Source organism: Micromonospora sp. NBC_00858 (genome assembly GCF_045207365.1).
In the GTDB taxonomy this organism is placed as follows: Bacteria; Actinomycetota; Actinomycetes; order Mycobacteriales; family Micromonosporaceae; genus Micromonospora.
Window position 1 is genome coordinate 2639255 of the sequence record NZ_CP108828.1, and the last position, 21979, is coordinate 2661233.

Annotated in this window: 21 protein-coding genes; 9 read left to right on the forward strand and 12 right to left on the reverse strand. The window is 70.9% G+C overall.

All coding sequences use genetic code 11. The features are described 5' to 3' along the window. Positions 1-46: 46 nt before the first annotated feature. Together OG990_RS12450 and OG990_RS12455 are read right to left on the reverse strand one after the other, a co-directional pair. Positions 47-1189, reverse strand: a complete 1143-nt coding sequence (locus tag OG990_RS12450) for a SigB/SigF/SigG family RNA polymerase sigma factor (protein WP_406080534.1) — start codon at positions 1187-1189, stop codon at positions 47-49. A 222-nt stretch (positions 1190-1411) separates the two neighbouring features. After that, positions 1412-2824, reverse strand: a complete 1413-nt coding sequence (locus OG990_RS12455) for a hypothetical protein (protein WP_406080536.1) — start codon at positions 2822-2824, stop codon at positions 1412-1414. A gap of 245 nt (positions 2825-3069) precedes the next feature. Here OG990_RS12455 and OG990_RS12460 point away from each other — a divergent pair, with 245 nt between their 5' ends. Beyond that, complete coding sequence (locus OG990_RS12460; protein ID WP_406080538.1) at positions 3070-3300, forward strand: CDGSH iron-sulfur domain-containing protein; 231 nt, start codon at positions 3070-3072, stop codon at positions 3298-3300. A gap of 5 nt (positions 3301-3305) precedes the next feature. Here the strand turns inward: OG990_RS12460 and OG990_RS12465 are convergent, their stop codons facing one another. The 3 genes from OG990_RS12465 to OG990_RS12475 are packed head-to-tail and all read right to left on the reverse strand — an operon-like array spanning position 3306 to position 7319. Then, positions 3306-4397, reverse strand: coding sequence for an iron-containing redox enzyme family protein (locus OG990_RS12465; RefSeq protein ID WP_406080540.1), 1092 nt, complete (start codon positions 4395-4397; stop codon positions 3306-3308). Positions 4398-4447: 50 nt separating this feature from the next. Then, positions 4448-6202, reverse strand: coding sequence for a thiamine pyrophosphate-binding protein (locus OG990_RS12470; protein ID WP_355607754.1), 1755 nt, complete (start codon positions 6200-6202; stop codon positions 4448-4450). Further along, complete coding sequence (locus tag OG990_RS12475; RefSeq protein WP_406080542.1) at positions 6195-7319, reverse strand: Vms1/Ankzf1 family peptidyl-tRNA hydrolase; 1125 nt, start codon at positions 7317-7319, stop codon at positions 6195-6197. The genes OG990_RS12470 and OG990_RS12475 overlap by 8 nt, the downstream gene beginning before the upstream one ends. 142 nt (positions 7320-7461) lie before the next feature. Between OG990_RS12475 and OG990_RS12480 the strand changes: the two genes are divergently transcribed. Together OG990_RS12480 and OG990_RS12485 are read left to right on the forward strand one after the other, a co-directional pair. Then, positions 7462-8010 carry a hypothetical protein gene (locus OG990_RS12480; RefSeq protein ID WP_355607909.1) on the forward strand — a complete coding sequence of 183 codons (549 nt, stop codon included), beginning with the start codon at positions 7462-7464 and terminating at the stop codon, positions 8008-8010. A 48-nt stretch (positions 8011-8058) separates the two neighbouring features. Further along, the gene (locus OG990_RS12485) at positions 8059-8919 is read left to right on the forward strand and encodes an alpha/beta fold hydrolase (protein WP_406080544.1); all 861 of its coding nucleotides are present in this window, start codon (positions 8059-8061) and stop codon (positions 8917-8919) included. 58 nt (positions 8920-8977) lie between these two features. On the opposite strand, the gene OG990_RS12490 is transcribed toward OG990_RS12485, so the two are convergent. Beyond that, complete coding sequence (locus tag OG990_RS12490) at positions 8978-9316, reverse strand: DUF3817 domain-containing protein (RefSeq protein WP_328426663.1); 339 nt, start codon at positions 9314-9316, stop codon at positions 8978-8980. A gap of 182 nt (positions 9317-9498) precedes the next feature. Between OG990_RS12490 and OG990_RS12495 the strand changes: the two genes are divergently transcribed. Beyond that, positions 9499-10977 (forward strand): glutamate--cysteine ligase, encoded by a 1479-nt coding sequence (locus OG990_RS12495; RefSeq protein WP_406080546.1) that lies wholly within the window; start codon positions 9499-9501, stop codon positions 10975-10977. Positions 10978-11001: 24 nt separating this feature from the next. Here OG990_RS12495 and OG990_RS12500 read toward each other — a convergent pair whose 3' ends face one another. Continuing rightward, complete coding sequence (locus OG990_RS12500; protein ID WP_406080548.1) at positions 11002-11574, reverse strand: GNAT family N-acetyltransferase; 573 nt, start codon at positions 11572-11574, stop codon at positions 11002-11004. Between the two features lie 139 nt (positions 11575-11713). On the opposite strand from OG990_RS12500, the gene OG990_RS12505 reads away from it, so the two are divergent. Beyond that, positions 11714-12802: an LD-carboxypeptidase gene (locus tag OG990_RS12505; protein ID WP_406080550.1), complete on the forward strand. Its 1089-nt coding sequence runs from the start codon at positions 11714-11716 to the stop codon at positions 12800-12802. Positions 12803-12828: 26 nt separating this feature from the next. On the opposite strand, the gene OG990_RS12510 is transcribed toward OG990_RS12505, so the two are convergent. Then, on the reverse strand, positions 12829-13332 hold the full coding sequence (locus tag OG990_RS12510; protein ID WP_386991106.1) for a DUF6584 family protein: 504 nt from the start codon (positions 13330-13332) through the stop codon (positions 12829-12831). A gap of 95 nt (positions 13333-13427) precedes the next feature. On the opposite strand from OG990_RS12510, the gene OG990_RS12515 reads away from it, so the two are divergent. Then, a complete protein-coding gene (locus OG990_RS12515) occupies positions 13428-15239 on the forward strand; it encodes a hypothetical protein (protein WP_406080552.1) in 1812 nt (603 codons plus the stop codon). A 63-nt stretch (positions 15240-15302) separates the two neighbouring features. On the opposite strand, the gene OG990_RS12520 is transcribed toward OG990_RS12515, so the two are convergent. The 4 genes from OG990_RS12520 to OG990_RS12535 all read right to left on the reverse strand — a co-directional run bounded on the left by OG990_RS12520 (position 15303) and on the right by OG990_RS12535 (position 20548). Then, positions 15303-15689, reverse strand: coding sequence for a DUF2267 domain-containing protein (locus OG990_RS12520; protein WP_328417067.1), 387 nt, complete (start codon positions 15687-15689; stop codon positions 15303-15305). 131 nt (positions 15690-15820) lie between these two features. Then, on the reverse strand, positions 15821-17131 hold the full coding sequence (locus OG990_RS12525) for an alpha/beta fold hydrolase (RefSeq protein ID WP_406080554.1): 1311 nt from the start codon (positions 17129-17131) through the stop codon (positions 15821-15823). Positions 17132-17218: 87 nt separating this feature from the next. Beyond that, a complete protein-coding gene (locus OG990_RS12530; RefSeq protein WP_406080556.1) occupies positions 17219-20035 on the reverse strand; it encodes a M48 family metalloprotease in 2817 nt (938 codons plus the stop codon). Between the two features lie 45 nt (positions 20036-20080). After that, a complete protein-coding gene (locus tag OG990_RS12535; RefSeq protein WP_406080558.1) occupies positions 20081-20548 on the reverse strand; it encodes a hypothetical protein in 468 nt (155 codons plus the stop codon). Between the two features lie 130 nt (positions 20549-20678). Between OG990_RS12535 and OG990_RS12540 the strand changes: the two genes are divergently transcribed. The 3 genes from OG990_RS12540 (at position 20679) to OG990_RS12550 (ending at position 21972) form a co-directional block, all read left to right on the forward strand. Further along, positions 20679-20867, forward strand: a complete 189-nt coding sequence (locus OG990_RS12540) for a hypothetical protein (RefSeq protein WP_406080559.1) — start codon at positions 20679-20681, stop codon at positions 20865-20867. A gap of 146 nt (positions 20868-21013) precedes the next feature. Further along, positions 21014-21454 carry a GNAT family N-acetyltransferase gene (locus tag OG990_RS12545; protein ID WP_406080560.1) on the forward strand — a complete coding sequence of 147 codons (441 nt, stop codon included), beginning with the start codon at positions 21014-21016 and terminating at the stop codon, positions 21452-21454. A 239-nt stretch (positions 21455-21693) separates the two neighbouring features. Beyond that, a complete protein-coding gene (locus OG990_RS12550; RefSeq protein WP_406080561.1) occupies positions 21694-21972 on the forward strand; it encodes a hypothetical protein in 279 nt (92 codons plus the stop codon). Positions 21973-21979: the final 7 nt, after the last annotated feature.

Sequence of the window (21979 nt, forward strand, 5' to 3'; positions counted from 1 at the left end):
GCCGGGTGTCGGCCCTCGTCATGCCGGTACGCGTGCCCGGTTCCGGTCAGTCCCGGGCGGGTGCCAGGCCGGCGGCGGTGAGCGAGCGGCGTACCGCGGGCTGGACCCGGGTCAGCCGCAACGGCACCCCGGTCCGCTCCGCCGCGTCCCGCCCGGCCATCAGGGCCGCGATCCCGCCGGCGTCGAAGCCACCCGCACCGACCAGGTCGACGACCACCTCGCTCGGCTGGCCGGTGACCGCCTCCAACATCGCCCGGCGCAGCTGGTCCGCGCCGTCCCGGTCCACCTCACCGCCGACCTCGACCACCACCCGGTCACCGTTCTGCTTCACCGAGATCCGGGTCTTGCCCGGGTCCGGTTCGGCAACGCCGTTCTGCCAGGGCGGCGGCGCGTCGGCGAGCATCGCCTGGCGCAGCCAGGTCAGCGCCCGCGACAGCAGCCGGGAGACGTGCATCTGCGAGATGCCGAACCGGGCGGCGATCTCCGCCTGGGTCTGGTTGCCGTAGAAGCGCATGGCCAGGATCCGCCGCTCACGCCAGGGCAACCGGTGCAGCAGGCCGCTCACGGTCACCCGGTCATCGACCGATTCCAGCGCATTGTCCGACTCTCCGACCAGGTCACCGAACTCCGCGGAGCTCTCCCCGCCCACCGGTGCGTTGAGCGAGGCCGGGCTGTAGCCGGCCGCCGACTCCAGCGCGGCGAGGATCTCCTCCTCCGGCGTCTCCAGCCGGGCCGCCAACTCGGCCACCGACGGCGCCCGGGACAGCTCGCTGGTCAGCGCGGCGGTGGCCTGCCCCACTTCGAGGATCAGGTCGCGCAGCCGGCGGGGCACGTGCACGCCCCAGGTGCGGTCCCGGAAGTGCCGTTTGATCTCACCGACGATGGTGATCGCGGCGTACGCGGTGAAGGAGCCCCGTTCCGGGTCGTACCGGTCGACGGCGTTGACCAGCCCCAGACGGGCCACCTGCTCCAAATCCTCCAGCGGCTCCCCACGGCCCCGGTACCGGCGGGCCAGCCGGCCGGCGAACGGCAGCGCGAAGCGGACCAGGTCGTCCCGTGCCTCCTGCCGCCGCTCCGGTGGCAGCCCCTCGATCCGGGCCGCGTACGCCAGCGCTGCCGCATCGAGATCCTCCAGACCTCGATCGGTGGGTGGTGGTGTGGTCGTGGTCGTGCTCGTCTGTCCGAACATCCGCGCCTCCCTCAGGAAGGTCCCCCGCCCGGATCGGGAAACCGGTCGTGCGCGTGGTCGAGCCACGCACCGGGCCGGAAAGTGGGTCAGTGACTGGGATGCCAGCGGGCGACAACGCCTCTGCGCAGCGCAATCAGACCGTCGCAGCCAGCGATGTTCCCGCTCCGTAGGTACTCAATCACGGGACCCCGGGTTCGCGAGGAAGTTTCGGCGTGCTCCGCCTCAGGAGATCAGCAACCCCTGGTGGCCGCCGCTGTCGCGGAGCACGGCCAACGCCTCGGCGACCCCCAGCGGAGGCGGCACGGGCAGGTCGTACGGCTGGGCACGCAGCACCTCGGTGGCCCGGCGGGTGGGCACCGAGGTGACCGGGTAGCCGCGGGCGGCGGTCCGGTCCAACGCCCGACGCCGCCGGCCGAACCCGGCCACCGCCAGCCACTGCGGCAGCCCGGCCAGGGCGGGCGAGCGCACGCCGGGCGGCTCCGGCAGCACGTCCACCGAGCTGAACACCTCGCTGCCGGCCAGCCACCACTCGGCCTCGTCGACGCTGCGCCGGGTGGCGTTCTCACACCAGTACGGCACCATCCCCGCCCGCACCACCTGAAACGGATCGAGCAACCGACCGCACTCCACCACCAATCGGTCACCGGTCTTGCCGGCGCCGCGCAGCCAACTCCGGTACAGGTCGGCCACCCCGGCGCTCAGCGCGCCCGGCCTCGGCACCAGCACCCGGTGCAGCGGGTGCTGCCGGCGGGCCGCCCAGTCCCGCGCGGCCAGTTCGAAGCCCGAGTCCACGCCGTGCTCGGCGTACCCGGACGGGGCGGACACCTCCGGCGGCTGCCACCGGGTGGCGTCCCCACCGACGGAGCGCAGCACCTGCCGCAGCGCGTGGCTGTCCGGGTGGAAGTCCACCGGGTCCAGCCCGCTGGCCGGGCAGCCGACCTGGAAGCTGTGCCCGGGGCCGTGCTCCAGCACCGGCCAGGTCCGCGCGTCGCGCACCAGCAGGACCGGGGCTCCGGGGGTCAGCCGGTCGGCCAGGAACTGCGCGTACGCCGCCGGTAGCGCCCGCCAGCGGGCCGCCAGCGACACGGTCGCCCCGGTCAGCGGGCCGCGACTGGCCGGGCAGTGCACCTGGCGCAGATGCAGGTCGGCGTTGCCGGCGAGCAGCCGAGCGGCGAGTGCCGCGCCGTGCTCCAGAGCCGCCCCGGCTCGGTCAACCGCGCCGTCGGTCCAGTGCACGGACATCTCGAATCCGGCCGGCAACCACGGCACGCCGAGGGCCACCGCGAGGTGTGCCGCCGCGCCGTGCGGCGAGCCGAGCAGCACTCCGGGGTAGCGGCCACGGGGGTACTGGTCGACGAACCAGCGGGCCACCCGGGCGGAGTCCACCTCGTCGACCTGGGGCACGGTGAGCGCGACCCGACCGGCGGCCCGGCTGACCGCGGCGCGGCGGACCGGCTCCGGGGCGCCGGGGAACCGCGACACCGGTCCGGCCTGCCCGAGGTCGGCGCAGTCCACCCCGCGCAGCGCCCGCGCGGTGGCGGCGACCAGCACCCGGGCGGCGCTGCCCACGGCCACTACCCGGTCACCGGACAGACCGGCGCCGTCGGCCACGAGCCCCTTGTGCACCTTGTGCACCGGCCCCACCTTGCCTCGTTCGCTCACCACGCGGCCCGGCTTCCCGTCCCGATGGGGTTCAAACGGGGCATCACCCACCCAGGGGCACGAATCCCACAGGTCCGACGGGTGCGCCGGCCATCACCGGCGTTCGGCGACGATCGCCCTGGCACGGCGGGAGCGGGTCGCCCGGGCGATCGGACCCCGGGTGGCCCGGACGACGACTTGGGGGTTTCGCCGGGGCCAGGTCGGGCACTTTCGGGCCCATGCACACCGAGCACACCAGCGAGCCTGCCGCCGCCACGATCACCCCGTACCAGGACGGGCCGCTACTGGTCCGCGGCGACTTTGCCCTGGTCACCCCGGACGGCGAGCGGATCGACGCCCGCCGTGGCACGGTGGCGCTGTGCCGGTGCGGCAAGTCGGCGCTCAAGCCGTTCTGCGACGGCACCCACAAGATGGTCAACTTCCGGGCGGGCACCGCCCGGGAGGGCTGACCGCGCTACGCCACTCCGGCCAGCGGTCCCCCGGTCGCGGACGGCCACGCGGTCGCGGGCACCGAGATGGTCCGTGGGGCGGGTGCCCGCAGCGAGCTGCGGCCGGCGGCCCAGTTGTCCAGCAGGTGCGCGGCGAACAACCGGTCGACCGCGAGCGCGGCGGCCGCGCCGAAGAGCACATCCACGGCCAGCGCCGGCTCCACCCGGACGAGGCCGCCGCAGAGGTCGTGCACGGCGATCTGCTCGTGCACCGCGTCGGCCTCCACGTGCTCGTCGTAGAAGCGGGTGGCCACCTCGTCCAGGCCGAGCCGGCGCAGCCCGTTGCCGTACCGGCGGTTCGGCAGCGACGAGGTCATCTCGAACGCCGCCAGGTGACCGAGGAGCGCGCCGCGCAGCCGTCGGTGCAGCCCGAACAGCGACATCAGGTTGTTGGTCGCCAGCGTCACGGCGGGAACCGCGTCCAGATGAGCGCCGTAGCCGGTGTCCATACCCAACCGGTCGAGCGTGCGCCTGAACAGCTCGGCGTGCATCCGGTTCAGCTGGCCGTTGCCGTACTCGTCGGTCTGGATCTCCACGAGGGCGGCCTTGGCCGGGCCGCCGAGGCGGGGCAGCGCCCAGCTGTGCGGGTCCGCCTCCCGCAGGTGATAGACCGAGCGGTGGGCGACGAACTCGCGGAACTGGGTGAGGTCGGCGCGCCGTTGCAGGGTGGCGGCCAGCGGCGGGCCGTCGTCGGCGGCGACCAGCTCGGTCAGCCCGACCGTGACGCCGCCGGGTGGCACCGACGGTGCGCCGACCAGCCGGCGCAGCGCCGCCTCGAAGGGCCGCTCGGCGCGTGCCCGCACGGCCAGCAGCGTCGGCTGCCACTCCCAGCCCTCGTCCACCCCACGCCAGCCCCGGTAGTGCAGCTCGTAGCAGAGGAACAACGTCAGTTGCAGGTCCTCGTCGGTGAGCGGGTCCGCTGGGTCCAGGTCAGCGCCGAGATCCATCGGAAGGTCGTGTGGCGGTCGCCGCAGGGCCTCGGTCACCGCCGTGGACAGCGGGCCGCGCGGCCGCGGAAGCGGCGCGGGACCGTAGCGGCGGTCGGTGGGCTGCGGCATTGGACCTCCAGGCGTCGTCGGGCGGGTACTGATGCCCCGACGGAACGCGCCTAAACGAGGCCCTCCGCGTTCACGGTGAGCTCCACCTGCTCACGGACCCTCCGGGCGGCGTCCCCGTTGGCGTACAGGCCGCGCAGGTCGGCGAAGGCCGGCTCCGGCGGCGCCAGCGACACCGCGGGGTCGACCACGGCCTCCAGTACGCACGGGCGGTCCGCGGCGAGCGCCTCGTCCCAGGCCGCGCCGACCAGTTCCGGGCGGTCCACCCGGACGCCGTGCAGTCCGAGCAGCCGCGCCCAACCGGCGTACGGCACGTCGGGACGACGCTGGGCCGGGTCGGCTGACGGCTGCCGCCCGCCGCCCATGCCGGACTGGTCGCGGTTGTTGAGCACCAGCACCACCAGCCGCGGATCCCGCCACTCCTGCCAGTGGTGCGCCACGGTGATCAGCTCGGCGAGCCCGTTGAGCTGCATGGCACCGTCGCCGACCAGCGCGATGACCGGCTGGTCGGGGTCGGCGAGCTTGGCGGCCAACGCGTACGGCAGGGCGCACCCCATCGAGCCGAGGGTGCCGCACAGCTGCGCGTTCACCCCGGGCGGCAGGACCAGGTGCCGGGCGTACCAGTAGAGGACCGAACCGACGTCGACCGCCACGGCGCCGACGTGCGGGACCCGGGCGGACAGCTCCTGGAGTACGAGCTGCGGGTTGACCGGTTCGGCCGACGCGGCGGCCCGGTCGGCCGCGGTGGTTCGCCACCGGTCCACCGAGCTCTCCACCGTGGCGCGCCAATCCTCGTGGGGCCGCTCGGGTATCCGGTCCAGCAGCGCCCGCAGCGTCTCCGCGGCGTCGCCGACCAGCGGCACGTCGGCCGGGTACCGGCTGCCGATCCGCCGGCCGTCGATGTCGATCTGCACGGTGCGGGCCTGGTCGGGCATCGGGAAGTAGTCGGTCCACGGGTCGTTGGTGCCGACCATCAACAGCGTGTCGCAGCCGCCCATCAGCTCGGCGGCGGCCATGGTGCCGACCTCGCCGAGCACCCCGGTGTGGAAGGGCAGTCGCTCGTCGAGCACCGGCTTGCCCAGCAGCGAGGTGGCCACCCCGGCACCGAGCCGGTCCGCCAACTCGATGATCTCCTCGGCCGCGCCCCGACCACCCTGGCCCACCAGGATCGCAATGCGCTGGCCGCCGCCGAGCAGTTGCGCGGCGGCGTCCAGGTCCACCTCGTGCGGCAGCACCCGGGCCAACGACTCGCCCGGAGTCGCCGAGATCACCCCCACCGCGTTCGGCTGCAGGTCGGACACCATCGCCTCCTGCAACTGCCGGGGCAGCACGACACAGGTCGGGCTGCGGGTCGCCGCCGCCGTGCGGAACGCCTGGTCCAGCAGCGCCGGTACGTGCTCGGGGCTGCGGCCGTACTGGACGAACTGGTTGCACACGTCGGCGAAGAGCCGGCTCAACCCGATCTCCTGGTGCGCCCCGCCGAGCGGCCCGGAGATGTCCTCGCCGACGATCGCCACCACCGGCGTGCTGTCCAGCTTGGCGTCGTAGAGCCCGTTGAGCAGTTGCACCGCGCTGGGCCCCTGGGTGGCCAGGCAGACCCCGATGCCGCCGGTGAACTTGGCGTGCCCGGTGGCCATGAACGAGGCCGTCTCCTCGTGCCGGGCCGGGATGAACGCCGGGTCGCCGCCGGTACGGTCGAGCGCCTCGACCAGCGGGGCGATCGCCGCACCCGGGAAGCCGAAGGCGCGCGGCACGCGCCAGGCCAGCAGCCGCTCCACCACCAGGTCGGCGACGCTGCGCTCAGCCATTGCCGCGCCCGGGCGTGCTGGCATCGACGTACCGCAGCACCGCGCCGACGCCGTCGGTGAGCTCGGGTGCCTCGTCCGCGCCCAGCACGGTCAGCGCCGCGTCGGTGCCGACCAACGCCCGGACCAGCGCCGCGTCGGCGCGTACCCGCTGCGGGTCGGCCACCGACATCGCGGACAGCTGCCCCGGGTCGACGGCGATCTCGGTCGGCTCCGGGCCGATCCACAGCTCACCGTTGGCCGACGGGTCGTCCACGATCAGCATGGTGTCGACCTGGTTGCGTTGCAGAGCCCCGACGACCGCGTCGAGCCCGGCACCCACGTCCTCCTGCACGCCGAACCGGTCCAGTGCCGCGGTGATCCGCTGGTCGGCGACCTCCGCGATGGTCTGCACGGTGAGGTCGTCCAGCAGGGTCTGGTCGGAGCCGCCGGCCCGCGAGCCGGCATCGGTGCGGACCACTACGTCCTGCCAACGCTCGGGCATCTGGGCGGCGATCACTCCGGTGGCCCGGACGTCGCCGGCGACCACCACCACGTCCGCGCCGACCTTGTCGGCCAGCTCCACGGTCGCCGCGGTGACGTCACCGGCGTTGTGGTGCCACGCCTCCATGGCCGCCCGTTGGTAGCGCGACTGGGACCAGCCACCGGGCTGGACCCGGCGCAGCGGGAAGGACTCCCGGCCGGTGATGTGCGCCCGTCGGGGCACCCCGCCCGCGCTGACGGCCATCGCGTCGGCGCCGGTGCGGTCGGCAAGCACCCGCACCCACGCCACCTGCTCGCCACGCTGTGCGAGCAGCGGCATCACATGTGGCAGTGGCGCGTAACTGGCCAGGTCGCGCACCGGTGGCGCGGAGAGGTACTCGGAGAGCACCACCCGGCCACGGGTGGCGAAGACCGCGAGGCCGTAGTCGCCGACCATCGGGTCGTGCCCACGGACAACCCGGTCCAGCGCGGCGACGGTCGCCTCGTCGGCGCCCTGGTCGGTCAGTTGACGCGCCAGGGCACGCCAGCGCAGGGCCAGCGCCTCGTGGGCGTCCTCCGTGTCGGCGGAGGCGTCCAGGTACACCGAGCACCACGGCCCGGGTCGGTCGTAGAGCGGGCGCAGGAAGGACAGCTGCATGCTCGACCCCTTTCCAGCTCGACCCCCCGCTTACCCGGGTCGCCCGGGATGTCACCTCGCGGCCGTGAGCCCGTGACCAGGTTTCATTCACGTCGTTCAACCGAGGACATCGATACGATCAGTGAACGGAAGCGGACTCTCGGTGGTGGGAATGGACAGCGGACTCGATACCCGACGCATCGTGCACCCGACGGATCGGATCGTCACCGGGCGGTTGATCCGCCTGCTCGACGGCTACACCCGCGAGGTACGCATCGGCCAACCGGTGCTGGTCGCGGTGCTCGCCGCGGCCGCGTTCGCCCGGCTACCCGCCCTGCTGCTGCGCTCGCTCTTCTCCGCTGGTGGCGGCGGCACCCGGCGGCGCTGGAAGGAGCTGAAGCAGGGCCCGGAGTACCTGGTCACCCCGGTGCGGCTGCGCAACACCGCCGGCCAGCTCTGCGAGGTGGAGCTGCACGGCCACCTGCCGCAGAGCGCCCTGCACCCGGCGGACCACGTGCAGCTCACCCTCCGCCCGCAACGCGACCCGGAGCTACCGCCCCGGATCGAGCGGATCGTCAACCTCACCACCGGGCAGCTGCTCACCCCGCGTACCGCGACGCTCTGGTCGCACCTCGGCCCACCGCTGCTGTTGCAGGCGGTGCTGGGCGCGCTGCTGCTCGCCGGCGTGGCGGCCTGCTCCGCGCTGACCTGACCGGCCGGCCGGGTTTCCGGGCCCGGCCGGGCGGGCACCGGCTTCGGCATGTTTCCTGGATTCACGCTTGAGGAGATCCACGTCGGCCCGGTACGCCTGCGGGTACGCCACGGCGGGTCCGGCTCGCCGGTCGTGCTGCTGCACGGCCATCCCCGTACCCACGCCACCTGGCACCGCGTGGCGCCGCTGCTCGCCGAGCGGCACACCGTGATCTGCCCGGACCTGCGCGGCTACGGCGGTTCGACGAAGCCGGCGGAGACCGCCGACCATTCCGGGTACGCCAAGCGGGCGATGGCGGGCGACGTGGTCGCGCTGCTCGACAAGCTCGGTCACCAGCGGGCCGCGGTGATCGGCCACGACCGTGGCGCGTACGCGGCGATGCGCACCGCGCTGGACCACCCGGACCGGGTCAGCCGGCTCGGCGTGCTCGACGGGATCCCGATCGGTGCCGCGCTGGACACCTGCGACGCCCGGTTCGCCGCCCGGTGGTGGCACTGGTTCTTCCTGGGCCAGACCGACAAGCCGGCGGAGCGGGTGATCAACGCAGACCCGGACGCCTGGTACGGCGGCTCCCCCGCCGAGATGGGCGAGGAGGCGTACGCGGACTACTCCCGGGCGATCCACGACCCGGCGACGGTGCACGCGATGTGCGAGGACTACCGCGCGGGCCTGGGGCCGGATCGGGCCGTCGACGACGCGGACCGGGCCGCCGGGCGGAAGATCGGCTGCCCGGTGCTGTTCGTGTGGGCCGAACGTGACGACATGGTGGACCTGCACGGAGACCCGGCGGCGATCTGGCGGGAGTGGGCCGACGACGTACGGGCCACCTCGATCGACTCGGGTCACCACATGGCCGAGGAGGCGCCGGAGGCGCTCGCTGCCGTACTCGCCGACTTCCTGGCCGACTGACCGCTCAGCGCGACCGGCGGCTCAGGTCGCCTGACCGCTCAGCGCGACCGGCGGCGGGTCAACCGACCGGGGCGGGCTCGCGCACCGGCTGACGGTCGGTGCCGAGCATCCCCCGGCGGCGGGCCCAGCGCTCGAAGACCAGGGTGGCGAACGGCGGCACCGCGCAGGCCAACGCGACCACCGTGGCCGGCAGGCTCCACCGGTGCAGTCGGGCCACCACCAGCACCAGCAGGGCGTACGCGACGAACAGGCCGCCGTGGATCGGACCGAAGATCTTGACGCCCAGCTCGTTGTCCGGCGGGCCGTACTTGACCGCCATGCCGACCAGCAGGGCCAGCCAGGAGCACGCCTCGGCGATCGCCGCCGCGACGAAGAGCCCGGTCACCTTCTCGCGCATACCCACGCCACCACCTCTCGGGCGGCAATGCTATCGGTGCGGACCGGGCGCACCCGAGCAGACCGCCCGGACGCGACAGGGATCACCAAGCCCGCCGGTGGGTAGGAAAAGACCATCGGGTCTTCCCCCGCCCGCCGGGGACGTGCGAGGTTAGGGGGACCAGCGGTGACAGGGTGGTGACCATGGGCGAGGACGTCGGCGTACGGACCTTCAGTCGGGAGGACCGGGCCCGCTACCGCGAGAAGGTCCGCAGCTGCCTGGACGTCTTCGCCGAGATGCTGCGCGAGTCGCGGTTCGACATCGACCGGCCACTGACCGGGCTGGAGATCGAGCTGAACCTGGTCGACCAGGAGTCGAATCCGGCGATGCGCAACGCCGACGTGCTGGCGGCCATCGCGGACCCGAGCTTCCAGACCGAGCTGGGCCAGTTCAACATCGAGATCAACGTGCCGCCGCGCCGGCTGACCGGCACCGGCACCGCCGAATTCGAGGAGAACGTCCGGGCCAGCCTCAACGCCGCCGAGGAGAAGGCCCGTGCGATCGGCGCGCACATGGTCATGATCGGCATCCTGCCGACGTTGCGTCCGGAGCACCTGACCGCCGAGACACTCTCGGCCAACCCCCGCTACAAGCTGCTCAACGAGCAGATCTTCGCCGCCCGGGGCGAGGACCTGCCGATCGCCATCAGCGGGGTGGAACGGTTGGCGGTCACCGCCGACACGATCACCCCGGAGGCGGCCTGCACCAGCACACAGTTCCACCTCCAGGTCAGCCCGGCCCAGTTCGCCGACTACTGGAACGCCGCCCAGGCGATCGCCGGCCTCCAGGTGGCGCTCGGCGCGAACTCACCGCTGTTCTTCGGCCGGGAGCTGTGGCGCGAGACCCGCATCCCGCTGTTCCAGCAGGCCACCGACACCCGGTCGGAGGAGATCAAGGCGCAGGGCGTACGGCCACGGGTCTGGTTCGGCGAACGCTGGATCACCAACGTGTTCGACCTCTTCGAGGAGAACGTGCGTTACTTCCCGGCGCTGCTGCCGGTCTGCGACCCGGAGGACCCGGCGCAGGCGTTGGCCGCCGGTGAGGTGCCCAAGCTCGCCGAGCTACGGCTGCACAACGGCACCGTCTACCGGTGGAACCGACCGGTGTACGACGTGTCGCGCGGCCGGCCGCACCTGCGGGTGGAGAACCGGGTGCTGCCCGCCGGGCCCACCGTGCTGGACACCATCGCCAACGGCGCCTTCTACTTCGGGCTGGTGCGCGCCCTGGCCGAGTCGGACCGGCCGCTGTGGTCGCAGATGTCGTTCAGCGCCGCCGAGGAAAACTTCACCAGCTGCGCCCGGTACGGCATCGACGCGCAGGTCTTCTGGCCCGGCCTCGGCTACCTGCCGGTGACCGAGCTGGTGCTGCGCCGGCTGCTGCCGCTGGCGCACCACGGCCTGGACCAGTGGGGCTTGGATCCGGCCGAGCGCGACCGGCTGCTCGGCATCATCGAGCAGCGCTGCCTGACCGGCCGCAACGGCGCGAGTTGGCAGGTGGAGACGCTGCACCGGCTGGAGACCGCCGACCACCTGGACCGGCCGGCGGCGCTGCGCGAGGTGGTCCGGCACTACGTGACGCTGATGCACAGCAACCGGCCGGTGCACGAGTGGCCCATCCCCTGACCCGGCACGGCCCCTGAGTCGCGGTCACTGCGCCGGGCGGTCCCATGGCGACGGGTCGTCGCGGAGTCTGCTGTAGAGGTACCCGTCGCGCCACCGGCCGGCCCGGAACTCGCAGGCCCGCACGACTCCTTCGAGCTGGAAGCCGGCCTTCTCCAGGGACCGCTGCTCGGCGACGTTCTCCGGGTGGGTGCCGGCCTGGACGCGCTGCGCCGGGGTGTGCTCGAACAGGTAGTCGCAGAGCAGTGCCTGTGCCCGCCAGCCGATGCCCCGGCCTCGCCACGCCGGCAGCAGGACGATCCCGATCTCCCAGTACGAGGCCCGGCCGCCGTAGCACCCCGAGAGGTAGCTGACGAAGCCGGCGGGGGCCCGCTCCGGCTCGACCTCGACGACGAGCCGTCCGTCGTCCGCGCCGAGCCAGCCGTCGACGGCGAACCGCCGGGCCGGCGCACCCGGGTCGCGGAAACCGGACCAGTCCAGCCCGACGAGACCCGGCTCGGTGCAGAACCGCCGGAACATCGCCAGGTCGGCCGAGGCGACCGGCCGCAGTCGAACGGTGAGATTGCCCGTCCGGGAAGCCGGAGTGTCACCACTCTCCATTGCCGACACGGTAGCCGCCCCACGCTGGCCCGGCCGCCCCGTCGCGCGACGTTCCGTGCCCTCCTTTGTGGACCCCCAGGGTCATCGACGTTTGTCGTAGGCTGGTGCGGCTCGACATCGACCTGGTGACGATGAAGGGATGCCTGTGGACACTTCCGAGACAGACCACACCCCGGCCCCGAGGTCCACGAGCGGAGCCCTGTCCCGCCGGCACATGCTGCGTGCCGGGGCAGCGGCTGCCGGCAGCGCGTTGATTGTCGGCACGTCCGAGGCAGCGCAGGCCGCGCCGGGTGGCCCGAAGCGGGCGTTGCGGGCGCCGGTGCTGGTGCCCGGCGACCGGGTCCGGGTCGTGTCACCCGGAGGCACTCCCAACCCCGCGAACATGGCCCGCGGCATCGAGATCCTGCGGAGCTGGGGTCTGGAGGTCGAGTTGGGCGAGCACGTCTTCGCCAAGTACGGCTATCTGGCCGGCACCGATGCGCAGCGGCTGGCCGACCTGAACGCCGCGCTCAACGACCGGGGAGTCCGTGCGGTCTTCGCCGCCCGTGGTGGCTACGGCACCCAGCGGATCGTCGATCGCATCGACGTGGCTGGCATCCGCCGCGATCCCCGGGTGGTCGTCGGGTTCAGTGACATCACCAGCATCCATGGCAAGCTCTGGCGCGACGCCGGGCTGGTCACCTTCTACGGTCCCATGGTCAACTGGAGCGACAGCCGCACCGGGCCGGAGTCGGCCGAGGCACTACGCCGGGCGGTGATGACCACCGCACCCGTCACCATCACCAGGGATCCCGCCGAGACGGCCGCCCCCGTCCTGGTGCCGGGACGGGCGACGGGTCCCCTGCTCGGCGGCTGCCTGACGTTGATCTCCACATCGTTGGGTGCCGGTGACGCCCCGAAGTTCGACGACGCCATCCTGTTCTTCGAGGACGTGGACGAGGCGCCGTACAGCATCGACAGGATGCTGACCGAGCTACGCCGGGTGGGCGTGCTGTCCAGGGTCGCCGGGGTGGTCATCGGCCAGATCACCAACAGCGTCGGTGCACCCGACGAGTGGGACGCGGTGGCGATGTTGACGGACCGCCTCTCCGACCTTGGCGTGCCGGTCCTGGGCGGGCTCCGACTGGGTCATGGCAACGGGCAACTCACCATTCCGCTCGGTTCGCGGGCCACGATTGATGCGGAGGCGGGGACCCTGACGGTGGAGCCCGGAGTCCGTCCGCGCTAGGTGGAATGGAGGGCGTCCCGCCGCGCCTACAGCGCCCACCGGATCACGGTGACCAGCCCGAGGACGGTCAGAGTCAGGACGATCAGGCCGATCACCGTTGCCACCAGGCAGGGCAGGGCCTCGCTCCACGCGCCGGGGACCTGACGGGGTCCGGCCTCCGTCCAGGTGACCGGGCCCTGACCTTCCTGTCCAGCCTGCTCGACCAGCCGACCGAACCGTGCGCGTGCCACCGGCCCGAGCTTGTCGGTGGGGTCAGCGTTCACCTTCAACACGAGCAGCCGCCGCCAGGCACCCGGGTGAGCCCTCTCGAATGCGCCGATCTCCTCCACGGCGGCGTCCTCGTCGAGGAACCCCCAACGCCCGGCCTCGACCACGTTGCCCACCTGCCGGTACAGCGCGGCACGCTGCGCCCGCAGCTCCAGGTCGTCGGGGTACGCGGCGGTCAGGCTCGCCAGCCGCTGCATCGCTGGGTGGACGTGCCCGCGCCGCAGATCGGCCTCGACCTTCGCCAGCACGTGATCTTTCGCCATGGCGGTCATTCTCAGCGGCCACCGCCACAACCGAAAGCCCATATCCGCGTAGCGGCGCGGACCGCTGGGCGCACTTCTCGTTGATGATGGTTGCCATGACGTCAGTGGGCGCCCAGCGGGTGCGGGATGCGAACGGCGGAACGCAGAGTCCATTGGAGCAGCGGCTGATCGAGTCCGTCGCCCACGGCGCGGTGCTCGACCTGGCCGGTGACGGGCCGGTCGACGAGGCAGCGATGCGGTCCTGGGGCGATGACCGCACGATCTCGGCTTCGGTCATCCGTGAGCTGGTCCGCGGCCGGCTGGTCAGCGAGCCCGACCCACATGGCCTGCGGCTGCGCGGAGCCCGGATCGTCGGCCAGATCGATCTGGAGAACATCACCAGTGACCTGGCGCTGGAGCTGCGCGACTGCCTGCTGCCCAGCGGCGTGAACCTTCGCAACGCCCGCCTGTCAGCGGTCGCACTGACCGGGTGCCGCATCGAGCAGGCGCCCGGTGCCGCGGACGCGGCACTCGACGCCACACGCTGTGCCGCGTGGGTGATGTCGCTCAGGAAGAGCACGGTCACCGCTGATGCGGTCGCCGGCACCGTTCGTCTCGCCGCCGCACGCGTCGGCACGTTGGACTGCCGTGGAGCGCGGTTGGAGAACAGCACCGGATCTGCCCTGGACGCCGACGGCCTCCAGGTCGACCAGAGCGTGTTCCTGAATGACGGATTCACCGCCACCAGCCCCAGCGTGCGAGGCACCATCCGGCTGCTCGGCGCCCACATCGGCGGCCAGCTCAACTGCGGTGGAGCACGGTTGGAGAACACCGCCGGCCCGGCACTCAACGCCGACAATCTCCGGGCCAACCAGGACGTGCTGCTGTCGAACGGCTTCATCGCCACCAGCGCCAGCGAGCAGGGCACCATCCGGCTGCTCGGCGCGCACATCGGCTCGTTGAGCGCGAGCGGTGCGCGGCTGACGAACACCGCCGGACCGGTCCTCGACGCCGACGGCCTCACCGTTGACCGGGACGTGGCCCTGGACAGTGGTTTCACCGCCACCAGCGCCAGCGAGTGGGGCGGCATCGGCCTGTCCGGCGCCCACATCGGCGGACTTCTGGCCTGCGGTGGGGCGCGCCTGGAGAACACGACCGGCCCCGCCCTCGACGTGAACGGCCTCCGGGTCGACCAGGACGTGCTCCTGGATGACGAATTCAGCGCCACCAGCGGCGGTGACGAGGTGGTGGTGCTGGTGCTGGCCGGAGCGAGGATTGGTGGGGCCCTTTGCCTCGACAGCGATCGGGTGACGCGCACGGCACCGGGCCCGGGACCGCTGATCGAGTTGGACGGGCTCACCTACAGCGGCCTCCCGCGGCCCACGTCACTGCGGCGCTGGTTGACCCTGCTGCGCGAGGGCACCCCCCGTTACAGCGCCCAGCCCTACCAGCACCTCGCCGCCGCGTACCGCGCCGCCGGCCACGACCGCGACGCCCGCACCATCCTCATCGCCCAACGCCGCGACCAGATCCAGCGCGCCGGACTGACCGCCTCCGAGCGCGCCTGGGGTCGCCTCATCGGCATCACCCTCGGCTACGGCTACCAGCCCTGGCGGGCCCTGCTCCTGCTCCTCGCCACACTGGCGATCGCAGTGACCCTCAGCGTCCTCGGCGGCCACCACGGCGGCCTGGCGCAGAAGCCCGTGACCAGCGGAGCAGCCACCACCTGCACCACCATCGACCAGATCGGCGTCGGCCTCGACCTCGGCACCCCAGTGCTCAAGACCGGCGCCCGTGACCGCTGCCAACCCACCGACACCCCTGCCGGCCAGACCCTGACCATCGCCGGCTGGATCCTGCAGCTGCTCGCCTGGAGCTTCGCCACCCTCTTCATCGCCGGCTTCACGAGCGCGGTCCGCAAGACCTGAGCACACGCTGACCTGCTCCGGTCACCTGTGCGCCGTCACTCGGGTCGCATCCGCGGGCGGTACTCAACCGCGCGGGGTGGGAACACCGAAGAGATCGATGATGCCGGCGGGAAGCTGGGCGAGCAGGTCATGACGCTCGTCGTCATCGAGCGCCTCGGCGACGGTACGCAACACCGCCTGGGCGTGCTGACGCACCTGGTCCGCGTCCGCGCACTGCTCCCGATCGCCGACGTGTTTCAGGAAGTCGCCGATGTCCCACTGGCGGCCCCGTGGATTACGGGTGACCGACGGGTTCAGCCGCTCCGGTAGCTGTGCCGCGAGGTGGTCGGCCTCCCGTCCGGCGAGCCGTTCGCCGAGCACCGACAGGACAGCCTGTACGGACCGCACGGCCTCATTCTCGCCGAGGCCCCCGCGCCGCCGTACCGTGGCGATCAACTGCTCGTACTCCATGACCCGCTCCTTCCGTCTCCTCGACCGGCCGTCAGGCCTGCCAGCGGACGAACGGGGCGAGTTCCCAGGCTCCCTGGCCGCAAACGAGGTCACCCGCCGACCCGGGCTTTCAGCCGTCGGCCGGCGGGACCTCATATCTCGCCACGAACCAGGCGGATCAGCCGGTCGAGGACGCGGCCCTCGCTCACCCGTAGGCCGTCGTGTTCGTACTCGTTGGTGATCCAGGGGCGTAGACCGCGCACCGATCGCGCCGTGGCCAACGAGTCGTCGGTGTCGACGTACATGTCGTCGTGGTAGACGGCGGCGACGACGGGCACCTCGTTGCGGGCCAACTGCTGCGGGTCGTACAGGTCCGGCCACTCCTCGCGCCGCGCCAGCAGCTCCGCCGTCTCGCGCAGCGGGGCCAGTGCCGGATCGCTGGCGAACATCCACGGGTAGATCATCTCGCCGGTCAGCAGCACCGGTCGGTCGTCCGCCAGCGCCCCGTCGGCGTCGAACTGCGGGAACTCGGCCCGTACCGTCTCGGCCGCCCAACCGGTGGCACCCGGTGTCACCGACCGCTGGCCGTAGATCGACTCGTGCAGCAGCGCGTAGAGCGGGCGGCTCGCGTACGAGAGATGGCCCTGGACCTCGGCGAGGAACGAGTCGGAGAGTTGACCGGCGGGCACCCCCGGCAGGAAAGCGTCTTCGAGCAGGTAGTGCAGGGTGTGCGTACCGTTGCCGGTGCCCAGCGTGGTGCCGATCGCCTGGAACGCCTCGGCGGTCAGCAACCCGCCGCCGGGCAGCCGCACCTCCCGCTCCCGGAGGTGCCGCACGACGGCGCGAACGGTCTCGACGTCCTCCGGATAGCGCGCGTAGTGCGCCTCGACCTTGCGCTGCACGCGCGGGTACGCGGACCGGTAGACCTCGTGCGCGCTGCTGCGCAGGCCGGGGAGGCCACCGGTCACGAAGGCCTCGCGGACGCCTTCCGGCGCGTACGACAGGTAGGTGAGGGTGCAGAAGCCGCCGTAGCTCTGGCCGAGCAGGCTCCACCGCCCGTCCTCGCCGAGGAGTTCCCGGCGGATCAGCTCGCAGTCCCGGACGATCGAGTCGGCCCGGAAGTGCGCCAGATACCGGGCCTGCGCGGTCGCGTCGCCGCGCAGTGGCAGCGTCTGCCGATTGGCGGGGGTGGAGCGGCCGGTGCCGCGCTGGTCCAGCAGCAGCACCCGGTAGTCGTCCAGCGCCCGGCCCAGCCAGCTGTCACGGCCCACTGGCCGCGGTGACCGCCCGCCTGGGCCGCCCTGCAGGAAGAGCAGCCAGGGCAGCGACTCGTGCGCCTTGCCGACAGCGACGACCTCGCGGGCGTACACCTCGATCTGTTCGCCGGCCGGGTTCGCGTGGTCGAGCGGTACCCGGAAGCTGTGGTCGGTGATGGCGGTGCCTGGGTGGCGGTAGGTCGGCACGGTTCCCTTCCCGTATTCGCTGGCCACGGGCCGGTTGGCCGGGGTCCGCCCATCTTATGATCCGGTGGATCCGATGCCAGACGGTGGCTATCCCATGGCCTTCCCGGTCGCCTTCGTGAATTCAAGCAGCCTGTCGGGAGCGTTCTCGGAGAGCTGTCGCACTGCGATGGCGTACGCATTCGACCCGCCGCCTTTGATGACGCTGTCGAACTCCTTCGAGCAGGTCGCCGCGTTCGTCTCGGCGTGGGTGAGGAACTCCTCCCACAAGTCCTGAAGGGACGATTCCGGAACGCGGAAGAACCGATCGGCCTCGTCGACGTGGGTGAGCAGGCTGTCGCAGGTGTCCGCTATCCGGTGGAGCCCGTCGGGAGTACGTTCCTCGTTAGGGGTTTTGCGGTATTCGTCGAGGATGTCGTTGATCACGTCGAGATCGGTGACGAACCGCAGGATCAGATCCCGGCCGCCTTGGTTCATCCACTCTCGCACCTGTTCCGCCACGAGTTCGCGGGGTCGCTCGCCGTTGGACTGAATCCATCCGTCGAGCAACTGGTAGTTGGTGTTCGACGCCAGGTTCAGGTAATGGATATCTCGCCATCCCGAGAGTGGGAGGGCGATGATGAAGATGACCGCGAGGAAGCACGCCTGCACTGCCCGCCTGGGCCGCTTCGGAGGTCGGGTGCCCTCCGGCATGGTGACACCGCTCTTTCGGGTCGCGAAGCGGTCGGAAAGAGCGCCGAGCATCGCAGCGGCAAGGGCCGTCAGCGCGCATGCCGCCACCACGATGTTGAACACCATGGAGATTTCACCCCAGGCGAGATTGCCGCGCCAGGCACAGGTCGTCTCGAAGGTGTTCATCGGGCCGAGGCAGCCGTCGACGGAGGTGAGGAGCACAAAACCCGCCGCACCGATCCACAGTGCGATGTTGGTCGAGGCGAGCGTGTTGATCAGGCGCAGTTCCGTTCGGCGGGCATTCGCCGATACGGCGGCGATCACCCCTCCGCCGAACAGCCCTGCGGCGCAGTAATAGTAGTAGTACGAGTATTCGATGTCCCCTGAAGAGACCGTTTCCCAGAGTCTGCTGCGGTTGAGCGCCAACTTGACGGCCACCAAGCAGATCAGGCCAGCGACGCCTCCGATCACTGCCGGTTTCATCGAAGACGGTTGGGGCTCGATGCCGCGGTCCACGAGAGGTCCGACGATCCGCGGAAGGACGGCGATCGTCCAGAGGATCGCGATTCCCGTGAACAGGAAGGGTCCTGCGGTCGCCATCAGCGCAGGGCTCAGGGCGAACAACATCGTGGTCGTGACCGATTCGGCCTCGCCTCCCTTCGCGACCACGATCTTCGACCACTCGTCATACAGGGCTTGCCTGTCCAAATTGATGTAGAGGCCGTAGAAGAATCCGGAGAAATACTTCCACGTCATGAGGAGGACCGCCAGCACGAGCCACGAGGGGACGAGGATGGCGGCCAGTCGGGCCCAAGCGGTGCCTTCGGGGCGGGTGGCGGCCCACTGCCTTTCGACTTGCGACACCCACCAGCCGAACAACACGCTCATACAGAGGAGTACGAGGAGGAATTCCGGGTGTGGCGGGATTCGCGTGAGCGAGAACGTACTGTCGACGAACGGGCTTCCGAGGATCAGACCCGACCCGAACCAGAGGCCGACGCCGACGCCTGACGGTGGGCGTTCACCGGAATCGGCCGACCGCGCCACCGCCTGCCACAGGTAGATGCCGATGATCGCGGCAGCCGGCGCGGAGCAGACCAGTGCCGCCGACACGATCGAGGCCAACTGTGCGGCTCCGCCCTCGTTCAGTGCCACGATGAGCCGGTAGAAGATGAGCGTCGTCGCCAGGCCGGTGAGCGCCAGGGCGAGCGGGCGGATCCTCAGCAACGTCGAAGGGTCGGAGGCCGATGCTCGTCGTGCGCTCCATTCTGGATGGACGCGCCACAGGCCGAGGAACGCCTCAAATGCGCGCTCGCGCTTGGTCGAAGGCTCCGAGTCCTCGGTGACCAGCCATTTCGCCGGATCGGCCTCCCACTCAACGGATCGCAGGTCGGCTCGGATCTCCCGGCTGCGCAAGACCTCCGTCCTCGACAGGTAGATGAGGGCAGCCATCACGCCCGTGGAGGCGATGTTGGTTGCATGGATGCCAACGAGGTTATGGGCCCACGGGAATTCCCGGGTGATCTCGATGATGCTGTGAACCCGGATCGCCACATAGGGGAGCAGGACGAGCCAGAGGAAGACGCGCCACATCGATATCACCAGGTAGGTAATTGTTATGTCGCGGTTACGGATGTGCGCGAACTCGTGGAGGATAACCGCCCGGAAGGTCTCGGGTGCGGAACCATGGCGGTGGACCAGTCCCCCGTTGATTCTGAGGATCGGCCGTCGGCTGTCGCCGAACACCACCGCGCTCATCGACATCGCGGTCGGATCGGTCACGACCTTCGGCAGGCGGGAGAGGTCGGCCTCCCTCGACAGCGACAACAATCTCCGCTCCACCCGCTGATCGCTGTCCACTTGATCGAGCTCGACATAGCGGCTCGGCCGGGATTTCCACTTGGGCAGCGTCTTGAAGAGGCAGAAGGTGGCGAACAGCAGGAGCAGGATCCACAAGACCCCGAGCCATATCGACGGTGCGGGGTATTTCTCCAGGCAGGCCTGGAGTGCCTCGTTGTTCCGGCTGAGATTGTCCATGGCATTCGCGACGCTGTCGAGCTCGGTGTTCACCCCGGCTGCCCGGAAGCACGCGCGACGATCGGTGTCGCCGCCGAGGATGTTGCGGGCCTCCAGGACCATCGCCCCGGTGCTGATCACCAACAGGGCGACGAGTTGGATAAATCGCAGTGTGGTGCTCGCGTCGACATGCGGCAGGAATTTTCGCGGGGAGTTCACAGGATCAGCCTCCGTCCAGGGTTCGCGGACGGATTCCGTTCACGACTATGCGGAACCCAGGAGGTCGTCCGGTCGGTCCATGGTCAGGCGCCGGTGGATGGCATCGGCAATGGCGACCGCCTCATCCTCGGACAGTCCTCGCTTCTTGGCTTCGCTCAACGCGGCTTGATAGATGGTCTTTTGCTGCTCTGACGTGAAGTCGGGAATCGACGTCTTGGCGGGCCGCCGCTTGAGTCGGGATCTGACCCATTCGCTGCTGCGTTCTGCCAACGAATCGGTCGCGCCCTTGGCGGCCTGTTCGAGCACGACCCAGACCACGGGAGTCGCCAGGAGCGCTATTTCGCCGAGCCCGAATCCGAGCGGCTCTCTCTTGGGGCCGCGATTGCGGAACTGTCGTGACACGGTTCGCTCGTCGAGCAAGCCCAGGCCCTTCACGACAGGCAGTTCAGCCGGAGCGAAATCCGCAATCACGTCGCGGACGACTTCATGAAGAGTGCCGAGGGTGTCAGGCATCGAGCGGATCCAATGCTAGGGGGGCGGCGGATCCACAGTGATTCGCCCACTTGGCCCCTGGATTCTACTTTCTGGACCGGCCATACGCCACCATGGACCCGGATCAGCGTCCCTTTACCGACCTGTCGGCGTGAAGCTCCCGCTGGCGTTGGCGGAGCTGGGATTGATCGATGAGTACGAGTTCGTGGTTCATCCCAGGCTTGCGGGCCACGGGCCGACATTGTTCGCGGGGATGTCGAAGCATGTCGACTTGAAGCTCGTGAGCCGGCTGGAGTTCGCCTCGGGGGCGGTGGCGATGCGGTACGAGCCGAGAAGGTAACCATCGGGCTCGTTAGCCCGAGCCGACCACACCGTGGAGCCCAGGTTCGCGGCTCTCGAATACTTGCTCCCCCAGTACTCCGCGCCACCGCTAGCGGCGAGGGGCCGTCCAGGATCCGACCACGTCGCAGCAGTAGCTTTGCGATCATGAGGGACTGGGAGCTACGGCCGGCTTCGGTGGCCGACGTCGAGGCGGTGGCCGAGTTGCGGGCCGTGGTGCTTCGGGCGGATCTGGAGCGGCTCGGGCGGTACGACGAGCAGCGGGTGCGCCAGCGACTGCGGGACGGGTTCGCGCCGACGCACACCTGGGTGATCGAGGTAGGCGGCGCGTTCGCCGGCTGCGTGTCGCTGCGTCCAGCCGAAGACGCCCAGTGGCTGGAGCACTTCTACCTGGCCCCGCACCTGCAGCGCAGCGGCATCGGTGCCGCGGTGCTGCGCGGGCTGCTGGAGCAGTGCGACCGCGATGGCAGCCTGGTCCGGCTGAACGTGTTGCAGGGTAGTCCGGCCCGCCGGCTGTACGAGAGGCACGGATTCACGGTCGAGACCGAGGACCCGGTGGACGTGTTCATGGTGCGCAAACCATCGTGACCAACACCGCATGCGCCTTGTCCTGCATCGATGGATGTCGGTTGCTGTCCTTCTGAGCCGCACGACTAAGTGGACCCATTGCTGCAGTGTCGACGTGGGTGGTGACGTTGTGGCAACGTCATCCCGGAAAGCGAGTTCACGCTGTCCACTCCGGCCGCTGCCGAGGCCGGCCGACCGGGATCCGACATGACCGGGGCCGACCACCCGCCGGCTCATCCAGAGGACAAGGAGTCCCGATCGTGAACGTCAGAAACCGGACCCGCCCGCGACTCCTCTCCATCCTGCTGGCCGCTGTGCTCGCCACCGGTCTGTCCGTTCCCGGCGCCGGACCGGCGGTCGCCGGGCAGACCAGTCTGCGGGCCGCCGACCCGAGCGTGATCCGCGTCGGCAGCACCTACATCTCCGTCCAGTCGCTCAACGGCGGGATCGCCGTGCGGCAGGCAGCGTCAACCGACGCGCTGGCCGCCGCACCCGCGCGGCAGGTATGGACGGACAGCCGCAACCTCGGTGAGGTCTAGGCCCCGG

Excerpts from the sequence above, each read along its gene's own strand:
- OG990_RS12470 (WP_355607754.1), bottom strand. The coding sequence starts at position 6,202 with ATGGCTGAGCGCAGCGTCGCCGACCTGGTGGTGGAGCGGCTGCTGGCC.
- OG990_RS12475 (WP_406080542.1), bottom strand. The coding sequence starts at position 7,319 with ATGCAGCTGTCCTTCCTGCGCCCGCTCTACGACCGACCCGGGCCGTGG.
- OG990_RS12485 (WP_406080544.1), top strand. The coding sequence starts at position 8,059 with ATGTTTCCTGGATTCACGCTTGAGGAGATCCACGTCGGCCCGGTACGC.
- OG990_RS12515 (WP_406080552.1), top strand. The coding sequence starts at position 13,428 with ATGACGTCAGTGGGCGCCCAGCGGGTGCGGGATGCGAACGGCGGAACG.
- OG990_RS12450 (WP_406080534.1), bottom strand. The coding sequence starts at position 1,189 with ATGTTCGGACAGACGAGCACGACCACGACCACACCACCACCCACCGAT.
- OG990_RS12535 (WP_406080558.1), bottom strand. The coding sequence starts at position 20,548 with ATGCCTGACACCCTCGGCACTCTTCATGAAGTCGTCCGCGACGTGATT.
- OG990_RS12545 (WP_406080560.1), top strand. The coding sequence starts at position 21,014 with ATGAGGGACTGGGAGCTACGGCCGGCTTCGGTGGCCGACGTCGAGGCG.
- OG990_RS12510 (WP_386991106.1), bottom strand. The coding sequence starts at position 13,332 with ATGGCGAAAGATCACGTGCTGGCGAAGGTCGAGGCCGATCTGCGGCGC.
- OG990_RS12465 (WP_406080540.1), bottom strand. The coding sequence starts at position 4,397 with ATGCCGCAGCCCACCGACCGCCGCTACGGTCCCGCGCCGCTTCCGCGG.
- OG990_RS12520 (WP_328417067.1), bottom strand. The coding sequence starts at position 15,689 with ATGGAGTACGAGCAGTTGATCGCCACGGTACGGCGGCGCGGGGGCCTC.
- OG990_RS12505 (WP_406080550.1), top strand. The coding sequence starts at position 11,714 with ATGCCTGTGGACACTTCCGAGACAGACCACACCCCGGCCCCGAGGTCC.
- OG990_RS12490 (WP_328426663.1), bottom strand. The coding sequence starts at position 9,316 with ATGCGCGAGAAGGTGACCGGGCTCTTCGTCGCGGCGGCGATCGCCGAG.
- OG990_RS12460 (WP_406080538.1), top strand. The coding sequence starts at position 3,070 with ATGCACACCGAGCACACCAGCGAGCCTGCCGCCGCCACGATCACCCCG.
- OG990_RS12495 (WP_406080546.1), top strand. The coding sequence starts at position 9,499 with ATGGGCGAGGACGTCGGCGTACGGACCTTCAGTCGGGAGGACCGGGCC.
- OG990_RS12500 (WP_406080548.1), bottom strand. The coding sequence starts at position 11,574 with ATGGAGAGTGGTGACACTCCGGCTTCCCGGACGGGCAATCTCACCGTT.